General features: G+C 53.1%; 27 protein-coding genes and 1 pseudogene. 16 read left to right on the top strand and 12 right to left on the bottom strand.

The genetic code is table 11. The annotated features are described in order from the left end of the window. Nucleotides 1-25: 25 nt before the first annotated feature. Nucleotides 26-850 (bottom strand): pyruvate, water dikinase regulatory protein, encoded by an 825-nt coding sequence (locus ACTU44_RS02035; protein WP_114096385.1) that lies wholly within the window; start codon nt 848-850, stop codon nt 26-28. Between the two features lie 680 nt (nt 851-1,530). Between ACTU44_RS02035 and hemE the strand changes: the two genes are divergently transcribed. The 3 genes from hemE to hemJ all read left to right on the top strand — a co-directional run bounded on the left by hemE (nt 1,531) and on the right by hemJ (nt 4,446). After that, nucleotides 1,531-2,565 (top strand): uroporphyrinogen decarboxylase, encoded by a 1,035-nt coding sequence (gene hemE, locus ACTU44_RS02030; RefSeq protein WP_462096532.1) that lies wholly within the window; start codon nt 1,531-1,533, stop codon nt 2,563-2,565. Nucleotides 2,566-2,772: 207 nt separating this feature from the next. Next, entirely contained in the window at nt 2,773-3,888 is a 1,116-nt protein-coding gene (hemH, locus tag ACTU44_RS02025; protein ID WP_462096531.1) for a ferrochelatase, read from the top strand. Between the two features lie 129 nt (nt 3,889-4,017). Beyond that, a complete protein-coding gene (gene hemJ / locus ACTU44_RS02020) occupies nt 4,018-4,446 on the top strand; it encodes a protoporphyrinogen oxidase HemJ (RefSeq protein WP_462096530.1) in 429 nt (142 codons plus the stop codon). A gap of 114 nt (nt 4,447-4,560) precedes the next feature. Here hemJ and secB read toward each other — a convergent pair whose 3' ends face one another. Both secB and ACTU44_RS02010 read right to left on the bottom strand, forming a co-directional pair. Further along, a complete protein-coding gene (gene secB, locus ACTU44_RS02015; protein ID WP_114096381.1) occupies nt 4,561-5,052 on the bottom strand; it encodes a protein-export chaperone SecB in 492 nt (163 codons plus the stop codon). Between the two features lie 357 nt (nt 5,053-5,409). Beyond that, nucleotides 5,410-6,039, bottom strand: coding sequence for an FxsA family protein (locus ACTU44_RS02010; RefSeq protein ID WP_462096529.1), 630 nt, complete (start codon nt 6,037-6,039; stop codon nt 5,410-5,412). Nucleotides 6,040-6,378: 339 nt separating this feature from the next. Between ACTU44_RS02010 and ACTU44_RS02005 the strand changes: the two genes are divergently transcribed. From ACTU44_RS02005 to ACTU44_RS01995, 3 genes are all read left to right on the top strand, one after another. Further along, nucleotides 6,379-7,086, top strand: a complete 708-nt coding sequence (locus tag ACTU44_RS02005; protein WP_114096378.1) for a Tim44/TimA family putative adaptor protein — start codon at nt 6,379-6,381, stop codon at nt 7,084-7,086. Between the two features lie 215 nt (nt 7,087-7,301). After that, nucleotides 7,302-8,567 carry a murein transglycosylase A gene (mltA, locus tag ACTU44_RS02000; protein ID WP_462096528.1) on the top strand — a complete coding sequence of 422 codons (1,266 nt, stop codon included), beginning with the start codon at nt 7,302-7,304 and terminating at the stop codon, nt 8,565-8,567. Nucleotides 8,568-8,669: 102 nt separating this feature from the next. Then, entirely contained in the window at nt 8,670-9,035 is a 366-nt protein-coding gene (locus tag ACTU44_RS01995) for a Dabb family protein (RefSeq protein WP_462096527.1), read from the top strand. Between the two features lie 30 nt (nt 9,036-9,065). Here ACTU44_RS01995 and ACTU44_RS01990 read toward each other — a convergent pair whose 3' ends face one another. From ACTU44_RS01990 to ACTU44_RS01960, 7 genes are all read right to left on the bottom strand, one after another. Beyond that, complete coding sequence (locus ACTU44_RS01990) at nt 9,066-9,959, bottom strand: EamA family transporter (RefSeq protein ID WP_462096526.1); 894 nt, start codon at nt 9,957-9,959, stop codon at nt 9,066-9,068. Nucleotides 9,960-10,138: 179 nt separating this feature from the next. Continuing rightward, entirely contained in the window at nt 10,139-11,392 is a 1,254-nt protein-coding gene (rlmN, locus tag ACTU44_RS01985) for a dual-specificity RNA methyltransferase RlmN (RefSeq protein ID WP_336079685.1), read from the bottom strand. 231 nt (nt 11,393-11,623) lie between these two features. Beyond that, nucleotides 11,624-12,187, bottom strand: coding sequence for an invasion associated locus B family protein (locus ACTU44_RS01980; RefSeq protein WP_462096525.1), 564 nt, complete (start codon nt 12,185-12,187; stop codon nt 11,624-11,626). A gap of 184 nt (nt 12,188-12,371) precedes the next feature. Next, nucleotides 12,372-12,875 carry a hypothetical protein gene (locus ACTU44_RS01975; RefSeq protein WP_462096524.1) on the bottom strand — a complete coding sequence of 168 codons (504 nt, stop codon included), beginning with the start codon at nt 12,873-12,875 and terminating at the stop codon, nt 12,372-12,374. 20 nt (nt 12,876-12,895) lie between these two features. After that, complete coding sequence (locus ACTU44_RS01970) at nt 12,896-13,393, bottom strand: bactofilin family protein (RefSeq protein ID WP_258548574.1); 498 nt, start codon at nt 13,391-13,393, stop codon at nt 12,896-12,898. A 302-nt stretch (nt 13,394-13,695) separates the two neighbouring features. Continuing rightward, nucleotides 13,696-14,373 (bottom strand): EI24 domain-containing protein, encoded by a 678-nt coding sequence (locus ACTU44_RS01965; RefSeq protein ID WP_114096369.1) that lies wholly within the window; start codon nt 14,371-14,373, stop codon nt 13,696-13,698. A gap of 523 nt (nt 14,374-14,896) precedes the next feature. Next, the gene (locus ACTU44_RS01960) at nt 14,897-15,595 is read right to left on the bottom strand and encodes a LolA family protein (protein WP_114096367.1); all 699 of its coding nucleotides are present in this window, start codon (nt 15,593-15,595) and stop codon (nt 14,897-14,899) included. Between the two features lie 234 nt (nt 15,596-15,829). Between ACTU44_RS01960 and gshB the strand changes: the two genes are divergently transcribed. The 5 genes from gshB (at nt 15,830) to ACTU44_RS01935 (ending at nt 20,098) form a co-directional block, all read left to right on the top strand. Further along, complete coding sequence (gshB, locus tag ACTU44_RS01955; protein WP_462096523.1) at nt 15,830-16,774, top strand: glutathione synthase; 945 nt, start codon at nt 15,830-15,832, stop codon at nt 16,772-16,774. 185 nt (nt 16,775-16,959) lie between these two features. Next, nucleotides 16,960-18,429, top strand: a complete 1,470-nt coding sequence (locus ACTU44_RS01950) for an alkaline phosphatase D family protein (protein ID WP_462096522.1) — start codon at nt 16,960-16,962, stop codon at nt 18,427-18,429. A 47-nt stretch (nt 18,430-18,476) separates the two neighbouring features. Further along, on the top strand, nt 18,477-19,106 hold the full coding sequence (locus tag ACTU44_RS01945) for a glutathione S-transferase N-terminal domain-containing protein (protein WP_462096521.1): 630 nt from the start codon (nt 18,477-18,479) through the stop codon (nt 19,104-19,106). 110 nt (nt 19,107-19,216) lie between these two features. After that, entirely contained in the window at nt 19,217-19,453 is a 237-nt protein-coding gene (locus ACTU44_RS01940) for a hypothetical protein (protein ID WP_114096364.1), read from the top strand. A gap of 141 nt (nt 19,454-19,594) precedes the next feature. Then, nucleotides 19,595-20,098: a GNAT family N-acetyltransferase gene (locus ACTU44_RS01935; RefSeq protein ID WP_462096520.1), complete on the top strand. Its 504-nt coding sequence runs from the start codon at nt 19,595-19,597 to the stop codon at nt 20,096-20,098. Nucleotides 20,099-20,128: 30 nt separating this feature from the next. Here the strand turns inward: ACTU44_RS01935 and ACTU44_RS01930 are convergent, their stop codons facing one another. Next, complete coding sequence (locus ACTU44_RS01930; protein WP_462096519.1) at nt 20,129-20,608, bottom strand: MarR family winged helix-turn-helix transcriptional regulator; 480 nt, start codon at nt 20,606-20,608, stop codon at nt 20,129-20,131. Between the two features lie 122 nt (nt 20,609-20,730). Between ACTU44_RS01930 and ACTU44_RS01925 the strand changes: the two genes are divergently transcribed. The 4 genes and pseudogenes from ACTU44_RS01925 to ACTU44_RS01910 all read left to right on the top strand — a co-directional run. Continuing rightward, entirely contained in the window at nt 20,731-21,204 is a 474-nt protein-coding gene (locus tag ACTU44_RS01925) for a VOC family protein (RefSeq protein WP_336079669.1), read from the top strand. A 65-nt stretch (nt 21,205-21,269) separates the two neighbouring features. Then, on the top strand, nt 21,270-21,707 hold the full coding sequence (locus tag ACTU44_RS01920) for a YybH family protein (RefSeq protein ID WP_462096518.1): 438 nt from the start codon (nt 21,270-21,272) through the stop codon (nt 21,705-21,707). A gap of 35 nt (nt 21,708-21,742) precedes the next feature. Continuing rightward, entirely contained in the window at nt 21,743-22,168 is a 426-nt protein-coding gene (locus ACTU44_RS01915) for a VOC family protein (RefSeq protein WP_462096517.1), read from the top strand. Nucleotides 22,169-22,251: 83 nt separating this feature from the next. Beyond that, a pseudogene (locus tag ACTU44_RS01910) lies at nt 22,252-23,097 on the top strand (YifB family Mg chelatase-like AAA ATPase); the annotation flags it as partial. A 367-nt stretch (nt 23,098-23,464) separates the two neighbouring features. Here ACTU44_RS01910 and ACTU44_RS01905 read toward each other — a convergent pair. Beyond that, nucleotides 23,465-23,965: a helix-turn-helix domain-containing protein gene (locus ACTU44_RS01905; RefSeq protein WP_223304932.1), complete on the bottom strand. Its 501-nt coding sequence runs from the start codon at nt 23,963-23,965 to the stop codon at nt 23,465-23,467. A gap of 649 nt (nt 23,966-24,614) precedes the next feature. On the opposite strand from ACTU44_RS01905, the gene ACTU44_RS01900 reads away from it, so the two are divergent. Further along, entirely contained in the window at nt 24,615-24,950 is a 336-nt protein-coding gene (locus ACTU44_RS01900) for a TRAP transporter small permease subunit (protein ID WP_083952712.1), read from the top strand. Nucleotides 24,951-24,952: the final 2 nt, after the last annotated feature.

Raw genomic sequence — 24,952 nt, 5'->3', positions numbered from 1 at the left:
TCTTTATATCCTGTTCGAAAGTCCGTTAGTGACCGCGCCGGTCATACATGGTTGCCAGGATCATGGCAGCGGTTTCTTCAATGGATCGGCGGGTGACATTGATAATCTTCCAGCCGCGATCGGTAAAATAGCGTCTTGCCTGATGGACTTCATCGCGCACGGCCACCGGATCAACATAATCACCGCCCTCGCCGCGTTCGATCTGACGCAGGCGGTTTTTGCGGATCGAAACCAGCTGATCAACATCCTTGATCAGACCAACCACCAGCGGCTTTTTGAGCTTATCAAGTTCAGGCGGCAGCGGACATCCGGGCACAAAGGGAATATTGGCCGTCTTGATGCCACGATTGGCCAGATAGACCGAAGTTGGGGTTTTCGATGTTCGCGACACACCGACAATCACCACATCGGCCTCTTCAAGATCCCAGCCTGATTGGCCGTCATCATGAGACAGGGTGTAATCAATTGCCTCGATCCGGCTGAAATATTCCTCGTCCATTTTATGAAGGGCGCCGGTACGACCCCGCGATTGCTGGCCAAGGTAACCGGCCATCATGGTCACGGTATTATCAAGGACGTGACTGTGAGGCACCTGAAGCCTGCGACAGCCTTCTTCGAGTTTGCGGCGAATGTCGCTGTCAAACACGGTGTAAAGGACAATGCCGGGATTGCGTTCAATATCGGCCAGAACACGGGCCAGCTGGGCGTCGGTTCTGATCAGCGACCAGACATGTTCATGGGCACGCACATCGGGAAATTGCGCAATACAGGCGCGCGCGACACCGTCAACAGTTTCGCCCGTTGAGTCCGAGACCAGATGAAGATGAAAAATATTGTCTGTCTCGACCATATGCTGTCCGTTTTTTGATCACTTTTCGCAATGCAAGCCCGCTTTATCCACTTTTTGCGCGCCAAGCGATTTTTCCAAGTTTTTTAAAACCCGGATTTGGGTGTTCGATATTCCGATCACTAACCGGACGGATAAGGTATATTAGCCCAACCCGGAGTTAAGCAATCGGAGTCGGGCCTGTGGACAATTGTGGATAACGGGAGCGACTCCGGCCCGATTTTTTCCACAGGAATTATCCTCCCCCTCATACAAACTTTCTCAAGGCGTCTGTCCCGACCGGGATAAGTAATTATTTTTTCCCGTAATAGCAGGGATAAGAAGGCAAAAACCAGTGTTATTCACCTTATCCCCGTTATTCAAAATCGGCTTTTCCCAAGCTCAGGTCTGGGAGTCGTTCGGAGTCGTACACAGTTTTCCCCAAACCCGTTTGAGATGAATCATTTTTCCCGAGTCGGAATGTGAATAAACTGTGCACTAAATTTAATCCCTGTTATCCACAGGTATCCACCTACAAACAACATCCTTTTTTATTAAATAAGGTTTTGTTAGGCAGAACGTGGAAAACGTCCTGGCTCAGTTCCCAGGACAAAATTCACGGAAACGAAACTGGCCACCTGGTCCTCGGGTCAAAGACCGGAACCAGATAAAAAAGCGATCGGGACAGACGAACAGGAAACCAGATGCCCAATACCACGAAGACTTTCTTGCGCGCCCTTAGCGGTGAAACCTTGCCGGTACCGCCAATCTGGCTGATGCGCCAAGCAGGTCGATATCTGCCAGAATACCGTGCAACCCGTGGAGAAGCAGGATCATTTCTTGATCTTTGCTATAATCCCGATCTTGCCTGCGAAGTTACGTTGCAGCCGCTCAGGCGCTATGACTTCGATGCGGCAATTCTGTTCTCCGATATCCTCGTTATACCGCAGGCACTTGGGCAGCATTTGGCCTTCAAGCAGGGAGAAGGCCCACAGCTTGAGGCCATCCGCGATGCTTCGGGCCTTGGCAAACTTTCGGTCGAAGGCATCCATGATACGCTTGGACCGGTCTATGAGACGGTCTCGAAGCTTTCGGCAGCCATCCCGTCGCACACGGCCCTCATCGGCTTTGCTGGCGCCCCATGGACCGTTGCGACCTATATGGTCGAAGGCAAGGGGTCCAAGGATTTTGCCAATATCCGTCGCTTTGCCTATGGCGATCCGGACGGCTTTGCCCAGCTGATCGACATTCTGGTTGAGGCCACCACGCAATATCTGCTCAAACAGGTCGAAGCCGGGGCCGAATGCATCCAGCTGTTTGAAACCTGGGGCGGTGTGCTTTCTGAAACCGGCTTTAAACGCTGGGTGATCGAACCGACCAGACAGATTGTTGCCAATTTGCGGGCGGTCCACCCGGATTTGCCGATTATCGGCTTCCCGCGCGGGGCCGGTTTGCATCTGATTGATTTTAAAAACCAGACCGGTGTGACCGGTGTTGGCCTTGATAGCGGGGTTCCGCTTGATTGGGTGGCAGAAAATCTTCAGAAACTGGGCCCGGTACAGGGCAATCTTGATCCGATGTATCTGATCACCGGTGGAGATGCGATGCTTGCCGAGACCAGACGGATTCTTGATACGCTGGGCAACGGGCCGTTTATCTTTAACCTTGGTCACGGCATTACGCCTGAAACGCCGCCGGAAAATGTCGAGAAACTGGTGAAGTTTATCCGCAATCAATAAGCATCAAGTGCAGACAATGACTGCATTTTATTTCGTGATTATTGAAATCAATCAAATCGATTGGAAAATTCAATGCGTATGATGGGTTAAATCCGTTGCGTATCCACCCTGTTTGACCAATATAGGGCACGGAGCGGGACGGGTTTATCCATTGACGAGATTTCCGGTTGGACGGAACTGGTCAAAACGCCATGTAAGGATAATCCTATGTCCGAGACGACGCGCAAGAAACGCGCCATTGTTCTTTTCAATCTTGGCGGCCCGGACAGCCCGGAAGCCGTCGAACCGTTTCTGTTCAATCTGTTCAATGATCCGGCGATCATCAGCTTGCCCAATCCGTTCCGGTTTTTGCTGGCCAAACTGATTTCGCGCCGTCGCGCACCGATTGCCCGCGAGATCTATGATCATATCGGCGGAAAGTCACCGCTTCTGGAACTGACCCGGGAACAGGCGGATGCCTTGCAGGCAGCCCTGAATTCCGAAGATGACGGCTATGAAAACCGTTGCTTTATCGCCATGCGCTATTGGAAACCGTTTGCCGATGAAAGTGCGCAAGCGGTCAAGGCATGGGGGGCCGATGAGCAGATATTGCTGCCGCTTTATCCGCAATTCTCGACCACGACCAGCGGATCATCGGTCAAGGACTGGAAACGGGCCTGTCACAAGGTTGGCCTGACTGCACCGATCAAAACCGCCTGTTGCTACCCGACCAATCCGGGCTTTGTCGAGGCATCAGCCGAGATGATCCGCGAAGGTTACGACCGGGCATTGGCCAAAACGGTCGAACTTGGCATTGATAAGCCGCGTGTCCTGTTTTCGGCCCATGGCGTGCCCAAGGCAGTGATTACCAAGCGTGGCGACCCCTATCAGTCGCAGATCGAAAAAACATCGGCCGCCGTGGTCGAAAAGATGGCGATCGAGGGACTGGACTGGAATGTCTGCTATCAAAGCCGGGTCGGTCCAATGGAATGGATCGGTCCGTCGACCGAACATGAAATCGAACGGGCCGGACGCGAAGGCAAGGCCATCGTTGTTGTGCCAATTGCCTTTGTCACCGAGCATTCGGAAACCCTGGTCGAACTTGACATCGAATATGGCGAACTGGCCCATGAAAAGCAGGTTCCGGTCTATGAACGTGTGCGCACGGTCTGTTCCCATCCGAAATTCATCAATGGACTTGTTTCGGTTGTGAAACAAACACAGGATGAACTCGATCAAAAGGGCTCTGATGATTACACGGTGGAAAGCCGTGGCTGGTGGTGCCCGGATGAACATTCCTGTGCAAATGCCAAACAGCCGGGTCTCAAGTCCGCCGGGGCATAGGTAAAAATGCAAATGATTTCAGGCCGGTTCCGTTTTGGGACTGGCCTGTTTGCTGTTATGGTTTGAAAAATTCCGCGCTACGTTTGGTAAAGCCAACAGCATCAGACCGTTCAGTCAGAGAAGAGAGAGATGGATACATACAGCATTGTAAAATCCCTGCATGTCATCAGTGTCATTGCCTGGATGGCGGGGCTTCTCTATTTGCCGCGGCTTTATGTCTATCACTGCGAAGTTGAACCGGGCTCGGAAGCCAGCGAGAAATTCAAGATCATGGAACGGCGTCTTTTGCGCGCCATCATGAACCCGGCAATGATTGCAAGCTGGATATTTGGCGGATATCTGATCCATGTTGCCGGTGTGATGAGCGACGGCTGGTTCCATGTGAAGCTGTTATGCGTCGTGTTGATGACGATTGCCCATATGATGCTGGCCCGTTATCGCCGGGCATTTGAAGCCGACGCCAATACCAAATCCCAGAAATTCTATCGTATTTTCAACGAAGTACCGACGGTCCTTATGATCATTGTGGTCTTTATGGTGATCGGGCGTCCGTTCTAAACAGCATTGCCTATTCGGCATAGCGTCTAAATATTACGATATGAAAATAAAAAGGCCGCCAAACCGGCGGCCTTTGTTTTGGTATCGAACCAAGTAGAGAACAGATTGGGTCAATCAGGCATTTCCAGCCGGCTGACCTTCCATCTGTTTTGCAAATTTCTTGCGGAAAAGATCAGCAAAATCAATCTGCTGCATCATCAGCGGCGGGAAGCCGCCATCGGCAGTCAGGTCTGCGATGATCTTGCGCACATAGGGGAACAGCAGGCGCGGAACTTCGATCATCAGAACCGGCAGACGGTGTTCGTCGGCAACATTCAGGGTGACCACACAGCCATACTGAAGTTCTGCGATGAAAGCGACCTTATCGCCAACGTCTGCTTTGACATTGATCTTGATGGTCACTTCGTGAAGTTTCTGATCCTGGGTGGTGCGTGCCTCGACATCGACATCGATGTTGATTTTCGGCTGCTGCTGCAGGGCAACGCTTTCCGGTGCATTCGGATTTTCAAACGAAAGATCCTTGATGTACTGGGTATGGATCGTAATCGGATTGCCGGCTGGCTGCTGCTGTGCGCCGCTTTCTGCACCGGTGGTATTCTCGGCCATTAAAGTCTAGCTCCCTTGAGTCTTCGGTCTTGGTCAGAAAAAAGCCTTCAGGCTGGTGATTTGCGCAAGCGGTCCCGACGAGGATGTTGATTACCTTGCGGGGCTGTGGTCACAAACCGGCTGAACTGCTTGTTTCTGACGCCGTGCAATTACGGCAGATCAATTGGCCTAGCACGGATAACAGCCACGGGCAAGCCAATCAGATTGTCTGCAAAGCCCATATTTCTGCGGTTTTAAGTGATGGTCAGGCTGCGCGGGTTTTGAAATTACAGGCAGAATCACAAACAAAATCATAGAAGGCTGGCCGTTTGAATTGGCCAGCCTTGTGAATTTGTGATTTTACGGTGAAATTGCCGTCTAGCTGCGCGGTGGCAGATTTGGCGGAATACCGGAATCTGTCTTGCTGTTCATATCCCGGTCAGACGGTGTGTCATCGTTGCGCACACCGTTGGTATTGCTGCTGACATCTTCGAAATCGCCATCAATGATCGGACCGGCCCCGCGACGGCCAGTACCCCGGCCAGCACCTGTTCCGGCACCCATGCCGCCACCCATACCACCGGGGCGACCCGTATGACTGCTGCGCCCGGCACCAAAACCGGCACCGCCAAAGCTTGTGCGGATATTGCCCGACTGGACCAGTTTCATGATGACCTTTGCTCCGACCAGCTGGCGCAGGGGCGGAACCAGAAGCAGGAAGCCCATGGTATCGGTGACAAAGCCCGGCGTCAGAAGCAAGACACCGGCAATCAGGATGCAGATGCCATCAAACATCGGACCGATGGGCATTTCGCCCTGATCCATCTGGCTTTGGGCCTTGGCAAGGGTTTGTAATCCCTGTGCGCGCATCAGCGACGTTCCAAGAATAGCCGTCAGAATGACGATGCCGATGGTTGGCCACAAGCCAATCAGTTCGCCAGCCTGAATAAAGACCGCGATTTCAATGATCGGCATTGCGACGAATATCGCCAGGACATAAAAACCCATTTTTTCTCCGTTCCTTGCGCCTTTGACCGCAGATTTTCCGGTAATTGGATCGTATTTTAACGTCATTCCTGACGCTGTGCTTAAACAATTGCAGAAAACAACTTGGATTTCAGTGATTTCCTATTACTCTGCAGTCTGTATTGGTCGGGAAACTAGTGCGATAACGCGACAAAAATGCGGCAGAGCGCCAGTATCATCGCCATATGATGGTGAAGACGATCACACGACAGAGCGTGATCATCGGTTGCCCTTGCATTTGGTTGGGTTCATACCATCTCTCGACCACGGTTGTGATATAAATCCGGCCTGTTTGAAACCACTAGGATCAAGAGATCGGTCTTGCAGTATTTCGATATCTTTTTATTCGCACTGATTGCTGTTTTTCTTGTGCTGCGTTTGCGGGGTGTTCTTGGCCGCCGTACCGGCAACGAAAAACAGGGGCCATCCAATATTTTTGGCCGTCAGTCCCATGAACAGGATGCCAATGGCGCGCAGAAGGATGCGACCGCGCCCAAGACGGACAATGTCTATCGTTTGCCTGATTCTGCAAACGAACAGGATGCGACAGATGTTCCATCAGGCACCTTTGCGACCTTGCAGAAGATTCAGAAATTCGATCCGAGCTTTACCCAGCAGGACTTCCTGAATGGCGCGCGCATGGCGTTCGAAATGATTGTCGAATATTTTGCCAAGGGCGACAAGGATGGCCTCAACCCGCTGCTTTCGGCAGAAGTTTACAAGAACTTTGCCGCAGCAATCGATGCCCGCGCCCAAAAGGGCGAGCATGAGGAAACCACACTTGTCGGCATCAAAAGTGCAACCATTCATGATGCCAGCCTTGAAGGGCGCACGGCCTATGTCACGGTCAAATTCGTCTCCGAGGAAGTCTCGGTCATTCGCAATGACGAAGGTGACGTGATTTCCGGTGATCCCAATCAGGTGATCGAGGCCGAAGACCTTTGGACTTTCGCGCGCAATATCGAAAGCCGCGATCCCAACTGGCAACTGGTGGCAACCGAAACCCCGGAAGAAGAAACCACCGACTGACGGGTTTCTTGCGAGATCAGAAATTCTGGGCGATCCGGGCAACCGGGTCGCCTTTTTTATTGTCCGGGCTGGCAAGGTTTGATGGCAAGTGCCTGCGGTTATCGGCTTGTTAAGCATGTTGCGGGCAAGATTGGTGCGTTCGTGCGCCGCAATCTTGCCGGTGCTGTCTGCCTTGCCAAGTCATGCCAATGCCATGCTAATGAACGGGTTCTATCTTGAAGCGACGTCTGGTTCTTTCCCGCAGTCTTTCCATTATCTCTGTTCTTGTTGGTGCCGGTGCTGCCCTGATCTGGATGTTCTGGCCGCAAATTACCGGCCAGTTCGAAGCACCCCCCAAGCCGGAAGATGAACTGAGCCTGCGCCCGGCGACTTTCACCATGCTTGATGGCTGGCAATCCGATGACATGCGCCCGGCCATTCGTGCCTTTGCGCGGTCCTGCAAGGCGATGCTGCGGCGCGATGATGACAAGATGGTCGGACCTGATGGGCGCATGGGAACCATCGGGCAATGGCGCAATGTGTGCGAAATGGCGGTATCGCTCGATGTTGACGCCCTGCGCAAGGAAGATGCGCGCGCGTTCTTTGAAAGCGATTTCAAACCCTATCTCAGTGGCAATGCCAATAATCCCGAAGGCCTGTTCACCGGCTATTACGAACCGGAATTGCGTGGCAGCCTGACCCGTGAAGGCCCATATCAGACCCCGATCTATCTGAAACCCGACGATATGATTTCGGTCGATCTTGGCGATTTCAGTGACGAGCTGAAAGGCAAGAAACTGGTCGGACGCCTGACAGGCAGCAACCTGAAACCCTATTTTGACCGGGCTGCCATCGAACAAGGGGCGCTTTCGGGCCGCGATCTTGAAATGGTCTGGGTTGATGATGCGGTTGATGCCTTTTTCCTGCAAATTCAGGGGTCCGGACGGGTTGTGCTGCCCGATAACAGCGTATTGCGCATCGGATATGCCGCCACAAACGGGCATCCCTATTTTGCGATTGGCCGCGAGCTGATTGAACGCGGGGCTTTGACCCGAGAAACGGTATCACTTCAGACCATCCGCAAATGGCTTCACGACAATCCCGGCGAGGCCGACGGGGTAATGAATACCAACGCATCCTTTGTGTTTTTCCGCCCGCTTCAGACTGACCCGAACGATCCGACAGCAGGTCCCCTGGGATCACAGGGGGTTGCGCTCGAACCGGGGCGCTCCCTGGCGGTGGATCGCCGTTTCCATGCCATGGGAGTACCGGTGTGGGTTGAAACCCGTGATCCGATGAATGCGGACCGGTCATTTAACCGCATGATGATTGCCCAGGATACTGGCGGGGCGATCCGGGGGCCGGTGCGCGGCGATATCTTTTTCGGACCGGGCGAAGATGCCGCCCTGTTTGCCGGTCATATGAACCGCAAGGGTCAGAAATATGTTTTGCTGCCCAACAGCATTGATCCGGCGAGCTGGGAACCGAAAGCAACGCAGTGAATGGTCAAGTCCGGCCAGATTATCATTTGAAGCAGGGTTTAGAGGTCATCACATAGCACTTGATCCGGTTCGATCTTGGCAAACCAGAAGGAAAAGCACTTTATGCTCCGTCACATTGTACTTTTGCAGGTCGCTGATCACATCCCGGCAGATCAGGTTGATGCCATCATTGACCAATTGGCCAAAACCGCCATGTCCCTTCCTGGCACAAAGGCCTTTTGTGGCGGCAAAAAGAAGATTGGAAGCGGTCTTAGCCAGGGTTTTACCCATGGCTATAATATCGATTTCGTCGATGAAGCCGCGCGGGATGCCTATCTGGCGGAACTTGATGGTGACCGGGTCGGTAGCAGATTGTCCGAAATCACCGTCGGGGGGCTTGGCGGGATTCTGGTGATGAATATCGATATCAGCAATATCCAGACCCCGGATAAAACCTCTGATCAAAAACCGCAATTGCGATGGGTTTGATCGGATAGATATAGTTATCTGATCTTGTTTTCAGGATAACTTGGTCTTCTGGCCGGAAAACATCGCCATAAGCTTTCCGCCAAAGACGTTAATGACAAGTCCGGCCATCACCAATGCCGCCGAGATCATCTTGATCGGACCAAAATCCTCGCCCAGAACCAGGGCCGAGGTCGCCATGCCGACAATCGGTACCAGCAGGGTAAAGGGGGCGACTAGTCCGACCGGCAAGGTCGAAAGCAACCGTCCCCAGATCGCAAAGCCGACCAGTGTCACCGGATAGGCCAGATAGAGGATCGAGCCAACACCGATCCAGCTGATCTGATCGCTCAGTGTGGCCAGATTTGCGCGGTCTTCGGTTGCAAAGGACAGAATGGCCAGCGGGATTGGTGGAATCAGGCTGGCCCAGACGACAAAGGACAGCATCTGAACCGAACCGGCCTGTTTTATGATGATATTGGCCACACCCCATGCGGCGGCGGCTGCAACCACCAGAACAAGGCCAATGGCGGTAATTGATCCGTCGGAGACAAACATCAGCAACCCGACCCCGAAAAAGGCCACCAGCATGGCGACATAGCGATGCGGGCCGATCTTTTCGCCCAGCACAAACATGCCCAAAATCAGGGTAAAGAAGGCCTGGAGTTGCAAGACAAGGGATGAAATCCCGGCCGACAAGCCCAGATCCATGCCCAGAAACAGCAGGGAAAACTTGATACAGCCCAGAACCACACCAAAGCCGACCACATATTTCCAATGACATTTCGGCCGCGGCAGGAAGAACACAGCGGGCAAGGCGGCAAAGGCAAAACGCAGCGATGACAACAGGATCGGTGGCATTTCACCCAGCCCGAGCTTGATCACGGTAAAGTTCGCACCCCAGATGGTGACGACCAGAAGAACTGCGAAAAACTGACCAAGTGACATGGGGCTTGGGACCTTGCGGAGGTTTTGCTGGGGTATTGGGGCGTGCGGGGAAAATTCACGCTATGCCTGTCATCGCCGTTCGACAATCAAAACAATGTCATGGTGACAAAGAAAAACACCGGACAGCATCGCCATCCGGTGTTGATCGAAATCCCAGAATATCGTGATGTCAGAGCAGGTTACTGTGCAGCAACCACAGCTTCATCACCGGAGTCATCCACGCCCGCACCCGATTTGCCGCAGCCCGAAACGCGGGATTTGCGCAGGCGCTGGCTTTCGGATTTCAACTGACCGCAGGCAGCAAGAATGTCGCGGCCGCGCGGCCAGCGGATCGGCGCTTCATAGCCGTTATCAAGCAGGATCTGCGCGAATTTCTTGATGTCGTTGGTGGGCGTGCATTCATAATCCGAACCCGGCCATTTGTTGAACGGGATCAGGTTGAATTTGCAGTGAATGCCCTTGACCAGCTTGGCCAGCGCGCGGGCGTGCTCAGGCTTGTCATTGACGCCCTTGAGCATGACATATTCCATCGTGATCGGACGCGAATTGGACATGCCCGGATAGTTCCGGCAGGCATCCATAAGCTCCTTGAGCGGGTATTTCTTGTTGATCGGCATGATTTCATTGCGCAGATCATCATCAGGCGCATGCAGCGAAATCGCCAGACCGACACCAAGTTCCTCGCCACAGCGCACGATTTCCGGAACCACGCCGGATGTCGACAGCGTCACACGGCGGCGCGAGATCGAAATACCTTCGCCATCCATGGCAATGCGCAGGGCATCGCGGACATTTTCATAGTTAAACAGCGGCTCGCCCATGCCCATCATGACGATGTTGGACAAACGACGAATGCCATTGGCCGGGGTCGGCCATTCGCCATAGCTGTCGCGTGCCACCATGAACTGGCTGACAATTTCGCCCGGTGTCAGGTTGCGCACCAGAAGCTGGGTGCCGGTATGGCAGAATTTGCAGGTCAGCGTGCAGCCGACCTGTGATGAAATGCAGACAGCACCGCGATCTTCGTTGCGATCGGGGATATAGACCGTCTCGGCCTCGTTGCCGTCATGGAACTTCATCAGCCATTTATGGGTATCATCCGAGCTTTTCTGATCAGCTGTCAGAACCGGACGCCCGACATAGAAATCCTGCGAGATACGATCACGCAGCTTTTTGGAAATATTGGTCATATCGTCGATGTTGGTCACACCGCGGTTATAGATCCAGTTCCAAAGCTGTTTGACGCGAAACTTGCTTTCACCCATGTCGGCCATGAGTTCGGTCAGTTCTTCGCGGGTAATCCCGACCAGATCGCGCCGACCGTCGGCAGCCTGCCCATTGGCGGCGCGCGTAACGAAGTCGGAAAGCGATGGCCCGTCCTGCGTCGCAGGGGCATCGGTCTGGGGTGCGTTTTCGGTCAGGACGTCGGTCATCCCGGGGTCTCTCTCTTGGTTCTTGTGGTCTTGCGGGTCTTGTCTGGGGGCTATGCGTTTTACGCGATCGCGCGACTATACCAGAAAAGATGCAAAAATGCTTGGCCCCGCATATAGCGGGGCCGGGCGAAATTAGAAACGATAAATTTCACATTGCTGCTATCGCGCATATGCAATCAGGGTTGCACATAAAAGGGACGCAGCATCACCTATCGGTTTGCAAAAACGCGATCAGTTGACCGGCTTGGTGTTGCAAGCCTTTGAAATAGCGTTATAGGCGGCCGTAAAGCCCGACAGCGAATAGGTATCGGTGGTTTTGGTATCACGCGTTGAATAGCCAACCACGACCATGTTCGAACCCGATTTCATGGCACTGACAAGCTTGCGGTCGGTTTCGGCATCAACCGCCCAGGCAGAATCCGCATGGGTAAACAGGCTGAATTTCTTGGAATCGATTCGAAGATCGACCGTGCTTTTGTCCTTGTAGGTGTAACCGGTAATGAAGCTGACTTCATTAAACAGTTTCAGACCCGGACGGTGAGTTACCATTACGTAAATCTTGCCGCGCTGGGTATAGTCACCTTTGGCCGATGTCGGCTGGCTGCCCATATAGCAGACTTTCTGACCTTCTTCGGAATAGGTGTAAGCTTCCCATTTGCCAAAAACGTCAATCAGCTTGGGCGAATTCTGGGCCTGCACGCTGGTGGCAGGAATGCTGATCGCAATCACTGAGACAAAGGCTGACAGGGCAGCGGCAATCGAAGTTCTGACGAGACGATGGGCGTGTTTTTTCATGAGGTCGCGTATCGTGTCTGAAGTTTCGGGACAGGCCCAAACGGGCCAGGAAGGAGGTAATAAAGCCATCAGATATGGCAAATTTATGAGGTTGCCTGGCTGAGTCTGCCGACAAAAGGTAAAGATTAAACCAAGATGATCAGCGCGATCTGCGAATTGGCAGGCTGGCGGGTGATTTCCGGTCCTATCCGTTGGCGAGATTCAGTTTTACAACCTGATCAAGGCAATCCTGAACCGAAATTACGCTGTTTCCACGGCGCATACGGGCCAGCATGTGAGCCAGTTCACGTGGTTGTCCTTCTGCCTTGGGAACAAAAAAGGCATCAAAGGAACATTGTTCGGAACGATATTGCCATACGCGGATTTCGCCTTCGCCGCGGACCATTTCCGGTGTGCCGATTCTGGCTTCAAAGGCGTCTTCTGACAGGCCTTTAAGCGTTTCGCTCGGGATTTGCTTGAACGGGATGGCAGCGGTTTTGCCCGGTTTGGTATTTTCAGGCTTCTTGCGGACAACCGGACGTGATGTCTTGATCTGGCCGCTTTCTTCAAGCATGCCATAGTTGGTATTGGTGGTGCCTGGCGGCACGGCATTGCCGCCACAGGCACTTAAGCCCACGGCAATCAGGGCCAGAATGCACAACACCCCGAACGGACGGATGATGTCCGATCGGGGTGTCTGTATGGTCAAACCAACTGCGCGCACGGGACTTAGGAATCTTCCGATTTGCGCGGAATGGTGATCGCCGCGGTGGTGCCGGCGCGCGACAGGCCGTCGTCGCTGCCCTCGACATAGTCGAGTTCACCCTTGATGCGGGCACCATTTTCGATCTGCAACGATCCGTAAGTGATCTTGCCGTTGATTTCGGCGGAATTGATCACGGTGACGCGACGTGCGGTCAGGTCACCTTCGAACTTGCCACTGATTTCTGCTTCGTCAACCTGTGCCGACCCGATGAAGGAACCGCCTTCGGACACTTCAAGACGGGTGCATTCCTTGATCTGGGCTTCGACAACGCCCTCGACGACCAGAACGTCACAGGAACCGATTTCACCCTTAAGCGTGATATCGCGACCGACCGTCAGCTTTTTGCCCTCGGCATTGCTGGCCGCACTTGCAGGACGGCCCGAATTGCCACGGGTCGGGATTTCAAGCGGGCGTTTCGGGATTTCCGGGCGGAAGCTGGTAGAATGCGGTTTACTGGACATTTGCGGTTCATCCTTTGTGCGCGGCTTGGTGAAGAGCTGCGGCTCAGTACGTTTTTCTGTTTTTACGGCACTGCCAGAGGCGTGCTCGGATGCGATCTCTGTCGACCTGGTCGTGGTCCCGGAAAGGGTGCCTGATCCATCCTTGACAGATGTATCGGACGAAGCCGCATTACTGTCGACTGTTTTATTGGCTTTTTTCTTCCCAAACATTGGATGACCAGATCCTTGTATTGCAGTTTCGGTTCAGCAATCCGCTCTCCGTCTGCCTTGTGCGTGCCGTGTCATGCGGCGGTGTTCCAGCGTTATGCACTTTGGGGCACAAAGGTGCCAAGGCGAACAGAATAGTGGACCATAAAGGCTGTTGCGATAATCGGCGCGACCAGATTGACCACCGGAATGGTCATCAGGAAGGTCAGGCCGATACCGGCAAGCCAAAGCTTTTTCTGGCGACTTTTGCGAATGGTCTCAACCGTGCGTGCATCATAACGGCGTGCCGCAACCAGTTCAAAATATTCGCGCGACAAAAGATATCCGTTCATCGTGTAGAAGGCGATGACATAAAGCGGACCAGCCAGAAGAAGCGGCAAAATCAGAATGTTAAGCGCAAGGGCCGTCAGCGCGAATTTCAGGCCGCTGATCAGGGCCTCGGAAATCGGCTGCGGACGGGTTTCGGGCAAGGTCGGGTAATGCTTGTCTTCGACCGCATCGGCAATCTGATCAAGCAACAGGCTTGAAATCAGAACCGTGGCTGCGGGAAACAGCAAAATCACCAGCAACATCAACCCGATGCCAAGCAGCCAGTCGACCGCACTTTCAAGCCAGCCGCCATCGGTGAAAAAGGTAATGGAATTCAGGCCAAGCCAGATCAAAACCCAAAGACCGATAATGGTGGCCAATGCACCGGCAACACCAATCAGTACGACTTTGCGAAAACGCGGGTCGGAAAATTGTGCGATGGATTTCAGAAAGTCATTGATCATCGAACGTGTCGGTCCTGTCGTGTCGTGTCATTTGGCGAACTTTGCCTGCAAGGGAATCATGCCTGATGTTCCTATGCAATTAAAATTAACAGCCCGTGAAATCTGCGCAAAAAAGCAGAAAATTTCCCAAATCCGGCCGGGTCGGGACCCGAACCAAGTTTTCCGTCTTATCGTGGCGTTTGGGCAAAAAAAAGGCGTCCGGCCAGGGGGGAGAACCGGACGCCAGCGCTCCGATGATCTGGAGCGTGAGGAAAGGTAGGGGAGACCTCTTCCTCACACCGGGTTCCCATCATTAAGGGGAACCTTGTGACAGACTCACATATAGGAAGCTCGCTGCCCCTCCGCCATAGCATCCGGGCCGAAATTTGCCCTGCCTCACGAATGTTTGAGTGATTCTGAACAATGGCCGATTTCATTACGAAACCCCAATGGCGACAAGGGTTTGAATCAAAAAATATTTAATAGTAACCGGCCCGAAAGCCGGTCTGTCTGATCGGGCAAGACAGATGAGAAATTTTTATGATCAGTTGCCGCTTTGCGGCCAGATACGCTTGAATTTGAACAGGGCCGGATCAAGCGCAACGCCCTCTTCGGTGTTGAAAAGCGTTACTGTGGTTTCAATCCCGGTCGGATCGGTGACGATCCACTGGCGCAGCTGCATCGGTTTTTCGGCAAAGACCAGCGTCACACTGCCTGCACCCGGATCGGTTTTACGGACCAGTTCAACGCGGATGGTTTCGGCGGTGCGCTGAAAATTGACGACTTTGACCTTGTCGGTCAGCGAGATGTTTTCCGCCAGAATGATACCGGCCGGGGTTTCATCAATGTCGAAATAGGTCGGCGCATTGATTTCCTTGTCATAGTAAATGAAATCATGCCCGGTCGAGACCAGAAGGATTTGTGCCGGCGGGTTATATTCAAACCGCATCTTGCCCGGACGTTCCATGAACAATTCGCCCTCGGCGGCCCCGCCATCCGAGGAAATCTGTACGAAATCGGCCTTGAGCGTGGTGATATTCGCCAGATAGTTTTCGATCTTGCTGATCATTTCCGGGCTGATTTTGTCAGCCGACTGGGCGTGTGCTGCCTGTGGCAGGAAAGCGACGCTGGCAAGGGTTCCAAGACCGATGGCAGTGGCAAGGACACTTGCAGCAATCAAGGACCGGCTTTTCTTGCCGATATTTTGCAAATGTGCCCTGGAATTCTTACGCGAAAAAGTCATGTGCCTGTCCGGTCTTCAAAACAAATAATTGATGGCGATTGCGGAAGATGAATGGCGGATGATAAAAATCCTGCCAAATGTAATCGCAACATCTTACATATCGCATCATTTGGCCGGGAAGGCCAGCCGGGTCAAGCCATGCCCGCAAATGATCACAATTGGCCGTTTTGGGCCATAATTGTCGACATGCAGGTCAGGGGCAGCACCGTCCCGGTGAACAGGAGAACGCGTTTAATGAGCCGTATCGTCGCCATCCAGATGGATCCGATCGAATCAATCGATATCAAAGGGGACTCCACCTTTGTCATGGGCCTTGAAGCCCAGGCGCGCGGATATGAACTTTTGCATTATCATCCCGATGACATGTTCTATGACCGCGGCCGCATCAAGGCCGAAGTTCGCCCGATGACCCTGCGCTACGAGCATGGCAATCATCATGATCTTGGCGCGTCCAGGGTCATTGATCTGGCAAAGGAAACCGACGTCATCCTGATGCGTCAGGACCCGCCCTTTGACATGAATTACATCACGGCGACCCATTTGCTTGAGGCGATCCATCCGGAAACATTCGTGGTCAACCATCCGGGCCATGTCCGCAATGCGCCAGAAAAGATCTTTGTCACCGAATTCCCCGATCTGATGCCGCCAACCCTGATCACGCGATCGGCTGCGCGCATCCGTGAATTCCGCGAAGAATTCCACGACATCATCGTCAAGCCGCTGTTTGGCAATGGCGGGGCGGGTGTTTTCCATCTCAAACCGGGGGACGAGAACCTTAATTCCCTGCTGGAACTGTTTGCAGCCCAGTCGCGCGAACCCTTGATGGTTCAGGCCTATTTGCCTGATGTGCGCAAGGGCGACAAACGCATCATTCTGGTCGATGGCAAGCCGGTTGGCGCGATCAACCGTGTTCCGGCCGAAGGCGAGGCGCGATCAAACATGCATGTTGGCGGTGTTGCCGAGAAATCGCTTCTGACCCCGCGCGAACTTGAAATCTGTGACCGCATCGGGCCGGAGCTCAAAAAGCGCGATCTGATCTTTGTCGGGATCGATGTGATCGGGGATTATATGACTGAAATCAACGTCACCTCGCCGACCGGCTTGCAGGAAGTTAACCGCTTTGACGGATCGAAGCTTGAAAGCCTGATCTGGGATGCGATCGAGACGCGCCTGTCCTAAGTGAACGGCTTTTTCGAAATCAAGGGGCAAGTGATCCGGGTCGCTTGCCCTTTTTTGTTCCGATTGCTTTTCTGAACTTCAACAATCCGTTCAGGATGTGGTCAGGTTTTATGTCCATCAGCACGGAACCACCTTACCGACTGAACGTATAAGTGACGTAGCACTTCGGCAGATGACAGGGACAGATGACAGCCAGCACGCCATCAACAAGCACTGATACCGACCTGTTCGGGCCGTTCCTGTTTGCCCGTGGCGGCACCGGTCAGATATCGCGGATCGCCGCACTTGTAGTTGCGCCCGAAGGGCTCGACATTCCCGAATTTCGCACAGATTCCGGCCAGCCTGTTCTGCCGGAATTGCTGGCGACACTTTATGGGCGCTGCTATTGGCGGTTTGAGTTCGAGCTGCCCGCCAATGCGGATGCCTGTTATCATTTCGGAAGTGAAACGTATTCTGTCTGCACGGATTTTACCGGTGATCTGCGGATCGGGTTTGTGTCCTGTAACGGGCAGGAAGACGGTGATCTTGACCGGCCGCTTGAAGACCGCAATGCATTGTGGATTGATCTGGCCAGACAACATCAGGACAGGCCTTTTGCGTTGTTGCTCCATGGCGGGGATCAGGTTTATGCCGACGGGGTGTGGGAGTGCCATCCGGGCATCATTGCCTGGGACAAGGCGCGCCGCCGCCAGAAACTTGCCACGGCATTTACCGAAGACATGCGTGATGCGGTTCTGAAATTCTATCTTGATCATTATCTGGCGATCTATGGGCAACCCCAGATCAGTCATATGCTTGCCCGCGTGCCGTCGCTGATGATGTGGGATGACCATGATATTTTTGATGGCTGGGGCAGCCACAAGAAATGGTTTCAGGGATCACAAGTGGTGCGTGGCATGTTTGCCTGCGCGCGGGCGGCATTCTGTTTGATGCAGCTTGCAACCAGTCCGGATACCGGTCCGAAAACCCTGCCTGCAATGGTGCTTGACAGGGACGGAAGAAGCCTTGGCTGGCGGGTGGATTATCCGGGGCTGAGCCTGATTGCGCCCGATCTTCGATCCGAACGGACGCCCAATGACATTATCGGTGATCACGGCTGGCGCGATCTTCCGGGTGCCCTTGAAACCATACCCGATGGCAATCGCATCCTGTTGATGTCGAGCGTGCCGGTGATTGGTCCGCGCCTGTCACTGGTCGAGATGTTTTTGCATCTGTTGCCCAGCGCCCAGAAATATGAAGACGATCTGCGGGATCAGTGGCAAAGCAGATGGCACCGGCGCGAATGGTGCCGGTTCCTTGAATTGCTTGAACGCATTGCCAATGATCATGATCATGAAATTACCCTTCTGTCGGGGGAAATCCATGTTGCAACCCGCGGGACTTTTGAAACAGCGGGTAAAACCCTTCATCAACTGGTGGCCTCGGGCATTTCCCACACCGCCCCGCCGGTGATGTTTGCAAGGGTGTTGGGTTTGCTTGCATGGATCGGGGATCATCCGTTGCCTGATCGCCCGACCAGACTAAAACCGCTGCCGGGGCGCAAAGGAACCTATTGTGCAGCGCGAAATTACCTTACACTGGCCCGCAAGAATGAACGCTGGGATGCAAACTGGCATCTTGAGGGGATCGGCGAGACACCGGATCTGACGATATAGGGCGTTACAAAATCCGTAACGTTCAATAACGGCAAGGGATTTTGACCATGATGCAGCTTTACTATTCTCCAACGTCACCTTTCTCGCGCAAGGTACGTGTTGTTTTGCGTGAACTGGGTCTGGAAAAACAGGTCAGTGAAATCCTGATTGATCCCTGGACCGATGCTGCCCTTCGCGCCCATAACCCGCTGGCCAAGGTTCCGACCCTGATCCTTGAAGACGGGATGGCGGTGTTTGAATCAGCGGTGATTTGCGACTATCTTGACCAGCTGGCCCGATCAAAAGGCCAGTCCGAAGGCGTGATCCCCCAAAGCGGGGTCGAACGGCTTAATGCCCTGAAATGGCAAGGACTTGCCGATGGCATGATGGCGGCGACGGGACGCCTTTTTGCCGATTCAAAGCGCGATGAAACAGATCGTTCCGATTTCGTAATGGAACGTCAGGCAGCCGCAGTACAAAGCGCAATTGATGCCATCCTGGACGGCCTGCCGCAATTGCGGACCGAAGCGCCACATATTGGCACATGGTCGGTTCTGGTCGGGCTTTATTACATTGATTTCCGCTGGCCCGAACGGCGATTTGACATTCCGGTCCGGGTGCGCGACTGGATGGCGATCATGTCCGAACGGGAATCTTTGACTGAAACTGTGTTCCATTTGCCCCATGACACGGATTGACAGCGATCAGAAGCCAATTGCCTGCGATCAGGTCATGGGTTAAAGCCATCGTGAAACCTGCCTGATCGCGCTATAATGCGATTTGGCCCCATTCGATGAAAAGAGCCTTCATGACCGAACCGACAATCACCAAAGCCATGCGTGAACGCGCTTGGGCCCGTGCCGCCCGCATTGACGGCGAGGACGCCCGCATTGTGCGCAAGCATGAAGCCAGCGGCATCACCATGAAAAAGGAAAGCTTTGGCAAGTTTCGCAATTTCGGCTGGACCGTTGTGAACGAAGAAGCTGTACCCTGCCGCAAGGAATTCCTGCCGCCGCGTGATGGGGCGGATAAAAGCGACGACTGATCGTTGCGAGGCCCTTTTCCTGTTTTTACTGCTGCCTGTCGGGCAAATGTGATGGGCCGTGAATTGACATTTGATCTGCCAGACGGCGCAATGGGTGCAAATCCCTTGCGCCTTTTTCTTTGATCATACTGGCAGGATGACATGTCAGAAAATGCTGCCTTGCCGCCATCGGGCATCTGCGACATCGCGTTTGTGCCCCTTGAGACCATCGCACCTGATGACATTATCGCCCATATGTCCGATCCGCGAATGGCAACGCATATGCCGTTGCTTGACGGGCCGTGGGATCAGGACAGCTATCAGCAATTTATGGCCCATAAATCGCAATATTGGCAGCGTGATGGGCTGGGGCATTGGGCAATCCTGTGCGATGGCGACTATGTCGGCTGGGGCGGGTTTCAAAAAGAGGGTGAAGACTGGGATTACGGGCTGGTTTTAAGGCCACAGAATTTCGGACTGGGCATGGTGATCACCCGCAAGGCGCTTGATCTTGCCCGTTCGGATCGGCGCATTTCCTCTGTCACGTTTTTACTGCCGCCAACCCGCACGAAACTGGGGGCGTTAAAACGCATGGGGGCTGTGTTTGACGGGCAGGTTAGCCATGAAGGGGCAGTTTTCCTGAGATACCGGCTTGATACTGCTTAGCCGGATCAGTTTTTCTGACGGGGTCGCAGCCTAGCGTTCCGGTTCCTGCGAAAGACTGATCAGATCGGCCAGAAGTTGTTGTGCATTGGAGCTGGCGACCAGACTTTCGAGCTGATCCTGGGTTTCCTTCCAGACCGGAAAGGCGCGCACCAGAAGCGCCATGCCGTCCTTGGTCAGGCTGATCAAACGGCCGCGTTTGTCCCTGGGGTCCGGGGTGATTTCAACAAGTCCGCGTCGTTCCAGCGGTTTGAGATTGGCGGTCAGCGTGGTGCGATCCATCGCCAGAAGATCGGCAACATCTTTCATATGCGGTGGCGACGGCCGGTTTAGGGACATCAAAAGCGAATATTGCCCGCTGGTCAGATCAAGCGGGCGAAAGGCATCGTCAAACCGCCGTGCAATCGTGCGTGCCGCCCGCCTGACATGCAGGCAAAGGCACGAGTCCCGCACCATAATGGTATCGGCAAACGGGACCTTCTGATCGCTGTGGTTGAAATCTTTTTTTGACATGGAATAATTATGTTGATATCAACGTATTTGTCAAACGGGAAAATCATAAAAGACTAATCAATTATCCGGTTTGAGTGTCGCCGCCGATCCAAATTCATTCTGCCCGGCAAGGAGGATGCCCCATGCAGAAAATAAGCCCCTTTTTGTGGTTCAACGGCAATGCCGAGGAAGCCGTCAATTTCTATGCCACGGTTTTTCCGGGCACGAAAATTGGCAAGGTCATGCGTGGCACGTCTGCCGGACCCGGTCCGGAGGGACAGGTTCTGACCATCGGATTTGAGTTGTTCGGACGGCAATTTACGGCCTTTAACTACCCGTCGGAATTCAAATTCACCGAAGCCGTATCCTTTGTCGTTGATTGCAAGGATCAGGCAGAGGTCGACTATTACTGGGATTGTCTGTCCGAAGGCGGCGAACCGCGCGATTGCGGCTGGGTCCGCGACCGGTTCGGCCTGTTCTGGCAGATCACCCCGACCCGTCTGATTGACCTGATGACCGATCCCGATCCCGGGATCGCTGCCCGGGCGGCTGGGGCCATGCTGACCATGCAAAAAATCGATATTGCCAAGCTTGAACGTGCCTGTGCCGCAGGGTGAGGCTGCTTATCCCTCGTTCGTCAAACATCTGACCCCCCTCGTGTCACCAACAAAGGATATGTCTGATGAAACATGCGACCAGCAAAGACTATCAGGAGATCAAAAACGTTTTTGACCGCTGGATTGAAGCGGCCAGTAACCGGAATGTTGATGCGATCATGGACCTTTATCACGACGATATCTGTTCCTATGACGCGGTCGGGCCGCTGCAAATTAACGGTCGGGCCGACTATCATGCCCATTGGCAAAGCTGCATGCCCGATCAGGGCGACATGATTTTTCAATCACAGGAACCGGTTATCCGGGCGTCTGGCCATCTTGCGGTGGCACATTTCCTGATCCGGTGTGGCATTCGTAACCCGGATGGCAGCGAACAGGCCAGCTGGATGCGCGCCACCAGCCATCTTGAAAAGCAGGGTGGGCACTGGCGCATCATGCATGAACATTTTTCCGTGCCTTTTGATTGTGACAGCGGTGAAGCCCAGTTCGGGCTGGAGCCGTGACCCTTGCGACCACCTTTTTTACAAGGAATACCCCGATGAAACTGATCACTTATCTGAATTTTGATGGCAACTGCCGTGAAGCATTTGAGTTTTACAAATCTGTTCTGGGCGGTGAATTGATCATGATGGCCTATGGCGATACGCCGATGGCCGGAGACATGCCAGACCATAATGACAAGATCGCCCATGCCTGCCTGATGGGGGATGACTGGCATCTGATGGCATCGGATTGCCCGCCTGGTTACTTCAGTCCGATGCAGGGCATGAATGCCTCGCTTCATTTTGAAAAGCCCGACGAAGCAAAGAAAATTTTCGATGCGCTTTCGGTCGGTGGCACGGTGACCATGCCGTTTGAGGAAACCTTCTGGTCGCCGGGTTATGGCATCTTTGTCGACCGGTTCGGCACGCCTTGGATGATCAATACCGAGATGCCCGCCGATGCGCAGGCAGGATCCGCCTAGTCCGCTGTTGATAAACGATTTGTTGCCCTGATCCCCGTTTCCCGTCAAAGTAATGCAACTTGTGGTTACGGGGATCAGCCAGCATGACAGCGCGGGTTACGACAGTTGCCTTTGCCGGAATTGAAACGATTGCCGTCGATGTTCAGGTGCAAATGGCAAGTGGCCTGCCGGCTTTTACGGTGGTAGGGCTGCCTGACAAGGCCGTTTCCGAGGCCCGCGAACGTGTGCGATCCGCCCTTTCCGCGATGGGACTGGCTTTGCCGCCCAAACGGATCACGATTAATCTGGCGCCAGCCGATTTGCTTAAGGAAGGATCGCATTTCGATCTGCCGATTGCCTTGGGCCTTCTGGCCGAAATGGATGTGATCGGCCATGAGGATATCGAGCGGTTTCTGGTGCTCGGCGAGCTTGGCCTTGATGGCAGTATTACAAAGGTTGGCGGGGTTTTGCCCGCTGCGATGGAAGCCGGGATGTGCGAATGCGGGATTATTTGCCCGCATGATAACGGGGCCGAAGCCCTTTGGGCCGGTGATCTGGAAATCCTCGCGCCCAAGACGCTGATCAGCCTGATCAATCATTTCAAGGGAACGCAGATTCTTGCCCGTCCGGTCCGCCATGAGGACGGCGAAATCAGCGAATTTCACGGCGACCTGCGCGATATCAAGGGACAGGAAAGTGCCAAGCGCGCGCTTGAGATCGCAGCCGCCGGTGGCCATAACCTTTTGATGTCGGGACCACCCGGATCGGGCAAATCCATGCTGGCCGCCCGCCTGCCCGGTATTTTGCCCGATCTTGATGCCAGACAGGCGCTTGAAACCACGGTGATCCATTCGGTGTCAGGATTGCTGCCTGCAGGCGGGCTTATTCGCACCCGCCCCTTCAGGCAACCGCACCATTCAGCATCTATGCCCGCCCTTGTCGGGGGTGGTGTAAATGAACACAAAATATGAGACTGTAAAATTAAATATGAGAACTTGTGTCGGAAAATATGAGAATGCCAAAATGGTACGGGTGAATCTCAAATTTTCGTTGTGAAGACAGTATTCAGTTTCACATACGAATTTAATTGAACAGCACCATATAATTTTTATATTAGTCATAGTGTGAGTTGCGGGATCAGTTCCCTCGTGCTAGCGAGAAAACCCTGCAGCAAGAGAATTGGAGCGGGTGACTTAGGTTGCGCCGCTTTTTTTATTTAACTTGATTTATCCGATGCGGACGCCCTAGTGATCGTATCAAACGGAGTTTTCGGGATCGCTTTGATCCGTTGAGAACTCCGTCGTATCGGCTAGCTATTCAGATACCCCTGTCTGTTTTGCTGCTGTTGTATTTCGAGATCGATTTTATCAGTTCAAATATCCGTTCACGCAACACATCATCCTCAACACCGTAATAACTGCGTACAAGTTCTAAAGTTTCTCGCCGCTGCATAGGGTCCTCACGAGAAACGAAGAGTTGAGTAACAATCTTGTTGCGTTGAGCAATAGACTTGTCAGTAAGATCGCGTGGTATGTCATCGTAGAAATAACTGACCGGAACTTTGAGTGCTTGGGCAATATCATATAGCCTTGATGCACTTACTCGATTGGTTCCCCGCTCATACTTTTGAACCTGCTGGAAAGTAATACCCAAAAGTTTAGCAATTTCTGTCTGCCCGAAACCGTTAAGCATGCGGAGCTCGCGCAATCTTCTACCGACATGAAGATCAATTGGGTGAGGTCCTACTGTTTTTGTTTTTCGCCGTCCGTTACGCATTGGTTTGCGACGGCGATTATCGTCTGGCTGTTTAGAAGGCATGCTTGTCTGATTCCGCGGACGCATTGAGAGAATAATATTCTAAATAATGCAAATTCGGGAGCTGTTGCTATTCATGTTTGAGCATTTTGATAGTGAAGAAATGTAAGTGATCAGCTCTCTTCTGCACTATTAAAGCGCAATCAGCTTATCTACATTGTGCTGCCTTTCAAATTTTCTGAGAATGGAGCTCTCAATCATCCTTCCTCAAACGGGGTGTGGGAGAAACTATCGGACGTTTTGCGTGGAGGATTGCAAAGCTTTTCGTCTCGGTTATCTGCTGACAATTAGATAGGCTACTGCAGAAAATCCGTTGGCGCGCTGACCTTTCTAAAACGCAAGAAGCCGCCTACCAGGTGGTTAGTCTGGATCAAAGGCGGCTTCTCTAATTGAGAGGTGATTGCTTTAGATAGAACCAACTCGGTATCAGCTGAACCAATGTGTGATTTATTGACGGTATTGTCAATAAATCCCCGATCACAAAACACCCCAGGTATGAGGTCTGTACAATCAATAAATCGCCCATTAAGCGTGCTCAAAACAACACCTTTGAAATCAGACTGACATGCAGTCACTCTCATCATGAAACAAAAAAGAAAATCAGGTTGAACATCGGGTATCATTCATAACCGGTATAATGCTCCGTCTCTAGATTGAAACAATTGTTGGCTATGCAATCATTGTCGTGAGCTTCGTGGGTATCAGTATCGGCATCCGGCTCGGAAGTCATATTTCGGTCGATTTCCTTGATGCTTTTGTCCCGGAAAAATACGTTCCGGCGTTACATGCGATTGCCATGGCCCTCGGGATTATATTTGCCATTGCGCTAATCTATTATGGAGGAAAACTCTTCCTGCCCCCTTGGGCGCGGTCAGTTATCCCCGCCTCTTACAGCATGATCCGGAGACTGATTTTATCATTACTGACAGCACTGCGCACTGAACTGATTGAAGGTAAGTCGAGGGCGCTCACCCCGCCATTTCCATGACA

The organism is Thalassospira sp. SM2505, from assembly GCF_054901115.1.
Note: the sequence above shows the minus strand (reverse complement) of the source record. Positions and strands in the feature narration are given on the sequence as shown.

What these genes read in the sequence shown, in the direction of transcription:
- hemH (WP_462096531.1), top strand. Translation starts at nt 2,773, where the DNA reads ATGTCCGAGACGACGCGCAAGAAACGCGCCATTGTTCTTTTCAATCTT.
- ACTU44_RS01905 (WP_223304932.1), bottom strand. Translation starts at nt 23,965, where the DNA reads ATGCCTTCTAAACAGCCAGACGATAATCGCCGTCGCAAACCAATGCGT.
- ACTU44_RS01915 (WP_462096517.1), top strand. Translation starts at nt 21,743, where the DNA reads ATGAAACTGATCACTTATCTGAATTTTGATGGCAACTGCCGTGAAGCA.
- ACTU44_RS01935 (WP_462096520.1), top strand. Translation starts at nt 19,595, where the DNA reads ATGTCAGAAAATGCTGCCTTGCCGCCATCGGGCATCTGCGACATCGCG.
- ACTU44_RS01920 (WP_462096518.1), top strand. Translation starts at nt 21,270, where the DNA reads ATGAAACATGCGACCAGCAAAGACTATCAGGAGATCAAAAACGTTTTT.
- hemJ (WP_462096530.1), top strand. Translation starts at nt 4,018, where the DNA reads ATGGATACATACAGCATTGTAAAATCCCTGCATGTCATCAGTGTCATT.
- ACTU44_RS01945 (WP_462096521.1), top strand. Translation starts at nt 18,477, where the DNA reads ATGATGCAGCTTTACTATTCTCCAACGTCACCTTTCTCGCGCAAGGTA.
- hemE (WP_462096532.1), top strand. Translation starts at nt 1,531, where the DNA reads ATGCCCAATACCACGAAGACTTTCTTGCGCGCCCTTAGCGGTGAAACC.
- ACTU44_RS01925 (WP_336079669.1), top strand. Translation starts at nt 20,731, where the DNA reads ATGCAGAAAATAAGCCCCTTTTTGTGGTTCAACGGCAATGCCGAGGAA.
- ACTU44_RS01965 (WP_114096369.1), bottom strand. Translation starts at nt 14,373, where the DNA reads ATGATCAATGACTTTCTGAAATCCATCGCACAATTTTCCGACCCGCGT.
- ACTU44_RS01930 (WP_462096519.1), bottom strand. Translation starts at nt 20,608, where the DNA reads ATGTCAAAAAAAGATTTCAACCACAGCGATCAGAAGGTCCCGTTTGCC.
- ACTU44_RS01995 (WP_462096527.1), top strand. Translation starts at nt 8,670, where the DNA reads ATGCTCCGTCACATTGTACTTTTGCAGGTCGCTGATCACATCCCGGCA.
- secB (WP_114096381.1), bottom strand. Translation starts at nt 5,052, where the DNA reads ATGGCCGAGAATACCACCGGTGCAGAAAGCGGCGCACAGCAGCAGCCA.
- ACTU44_RS01960 (WP_114096367.1), bottom strand. Translation starts at nt 15,595, where the DNA reads ATGACTTTTTCGCGTAAGAATTCCAGGGCACATTTGCAAAATATCGGC.
- rlmN (WP_336079685.1), bottom strand. Translation starts at nt 11,392, where the DNA reads ATGACCGACGTCCTGACCGAAAACGCACCCCAGACCGATGCCCCTGCG.
- ACTU44_RS01970 (WP_258548574.1), bottom strand. Translation starts at nt 13,393, where the DNA reads ATGTCCAGTAAACCGCATTCTACCAGCTTCCGCCCGGAAATCCCGAAA.
- ACTU44_RS01940 (WP_114096364.1), top strand. Translation starts at nt 19,217, where the DNA reads ATGACCGAACCGACAATCACCAAAGCCATGCGTGAACGCGCTTGGGCC.
- ACTU44_RS02035 (WP_114096385.1), bottom strand. Translation starts at nt 850, where the DNA reads ATGGTCGAGACAGACAATATTTTTCATCTTCATCTGGTCTCGGACTCA.
- ACTU44_RS01980 (WP_462096525.1), bottom strand. Translation starts at nt 12,187, where the DNA reads ATGAAAAAACACGCCCATCGTCTCGTCAGAACTTCGATTGCCGCTGCC.
- ACTU44_RS02010 (WP_462096529.1), bottom strand. Translation starts at nt 6,039, where the DNA reads ATGGGTTTTTATGTCCTGGCGATATTCGTCGCAATGCCGATCATTGAA.
- ACTU44_RS01990 (WP_462096526.1), bottom strand. Translation starts at nt 9,959, where the DNA reads ATGTCACTTGGTCAGTTTTTCGCAGTTCTTCTGGTCGTCACCATCTGG.
- gshB (WP_462096523.1), top strand. Translation starts at nt 15,830, where the DNA reads ATGAGCCGTATCGTCGCCATCCAGATGGATCCGATCGAATCAATCGAT.
- ACTU44_RS01950 (WP_462096522.1), top strand. Translation starts at nt 16,960, where the DNA reads ATGACAGCCAGCACGCCATCAACAAGCACTGATACCGACCTGTTCGGG.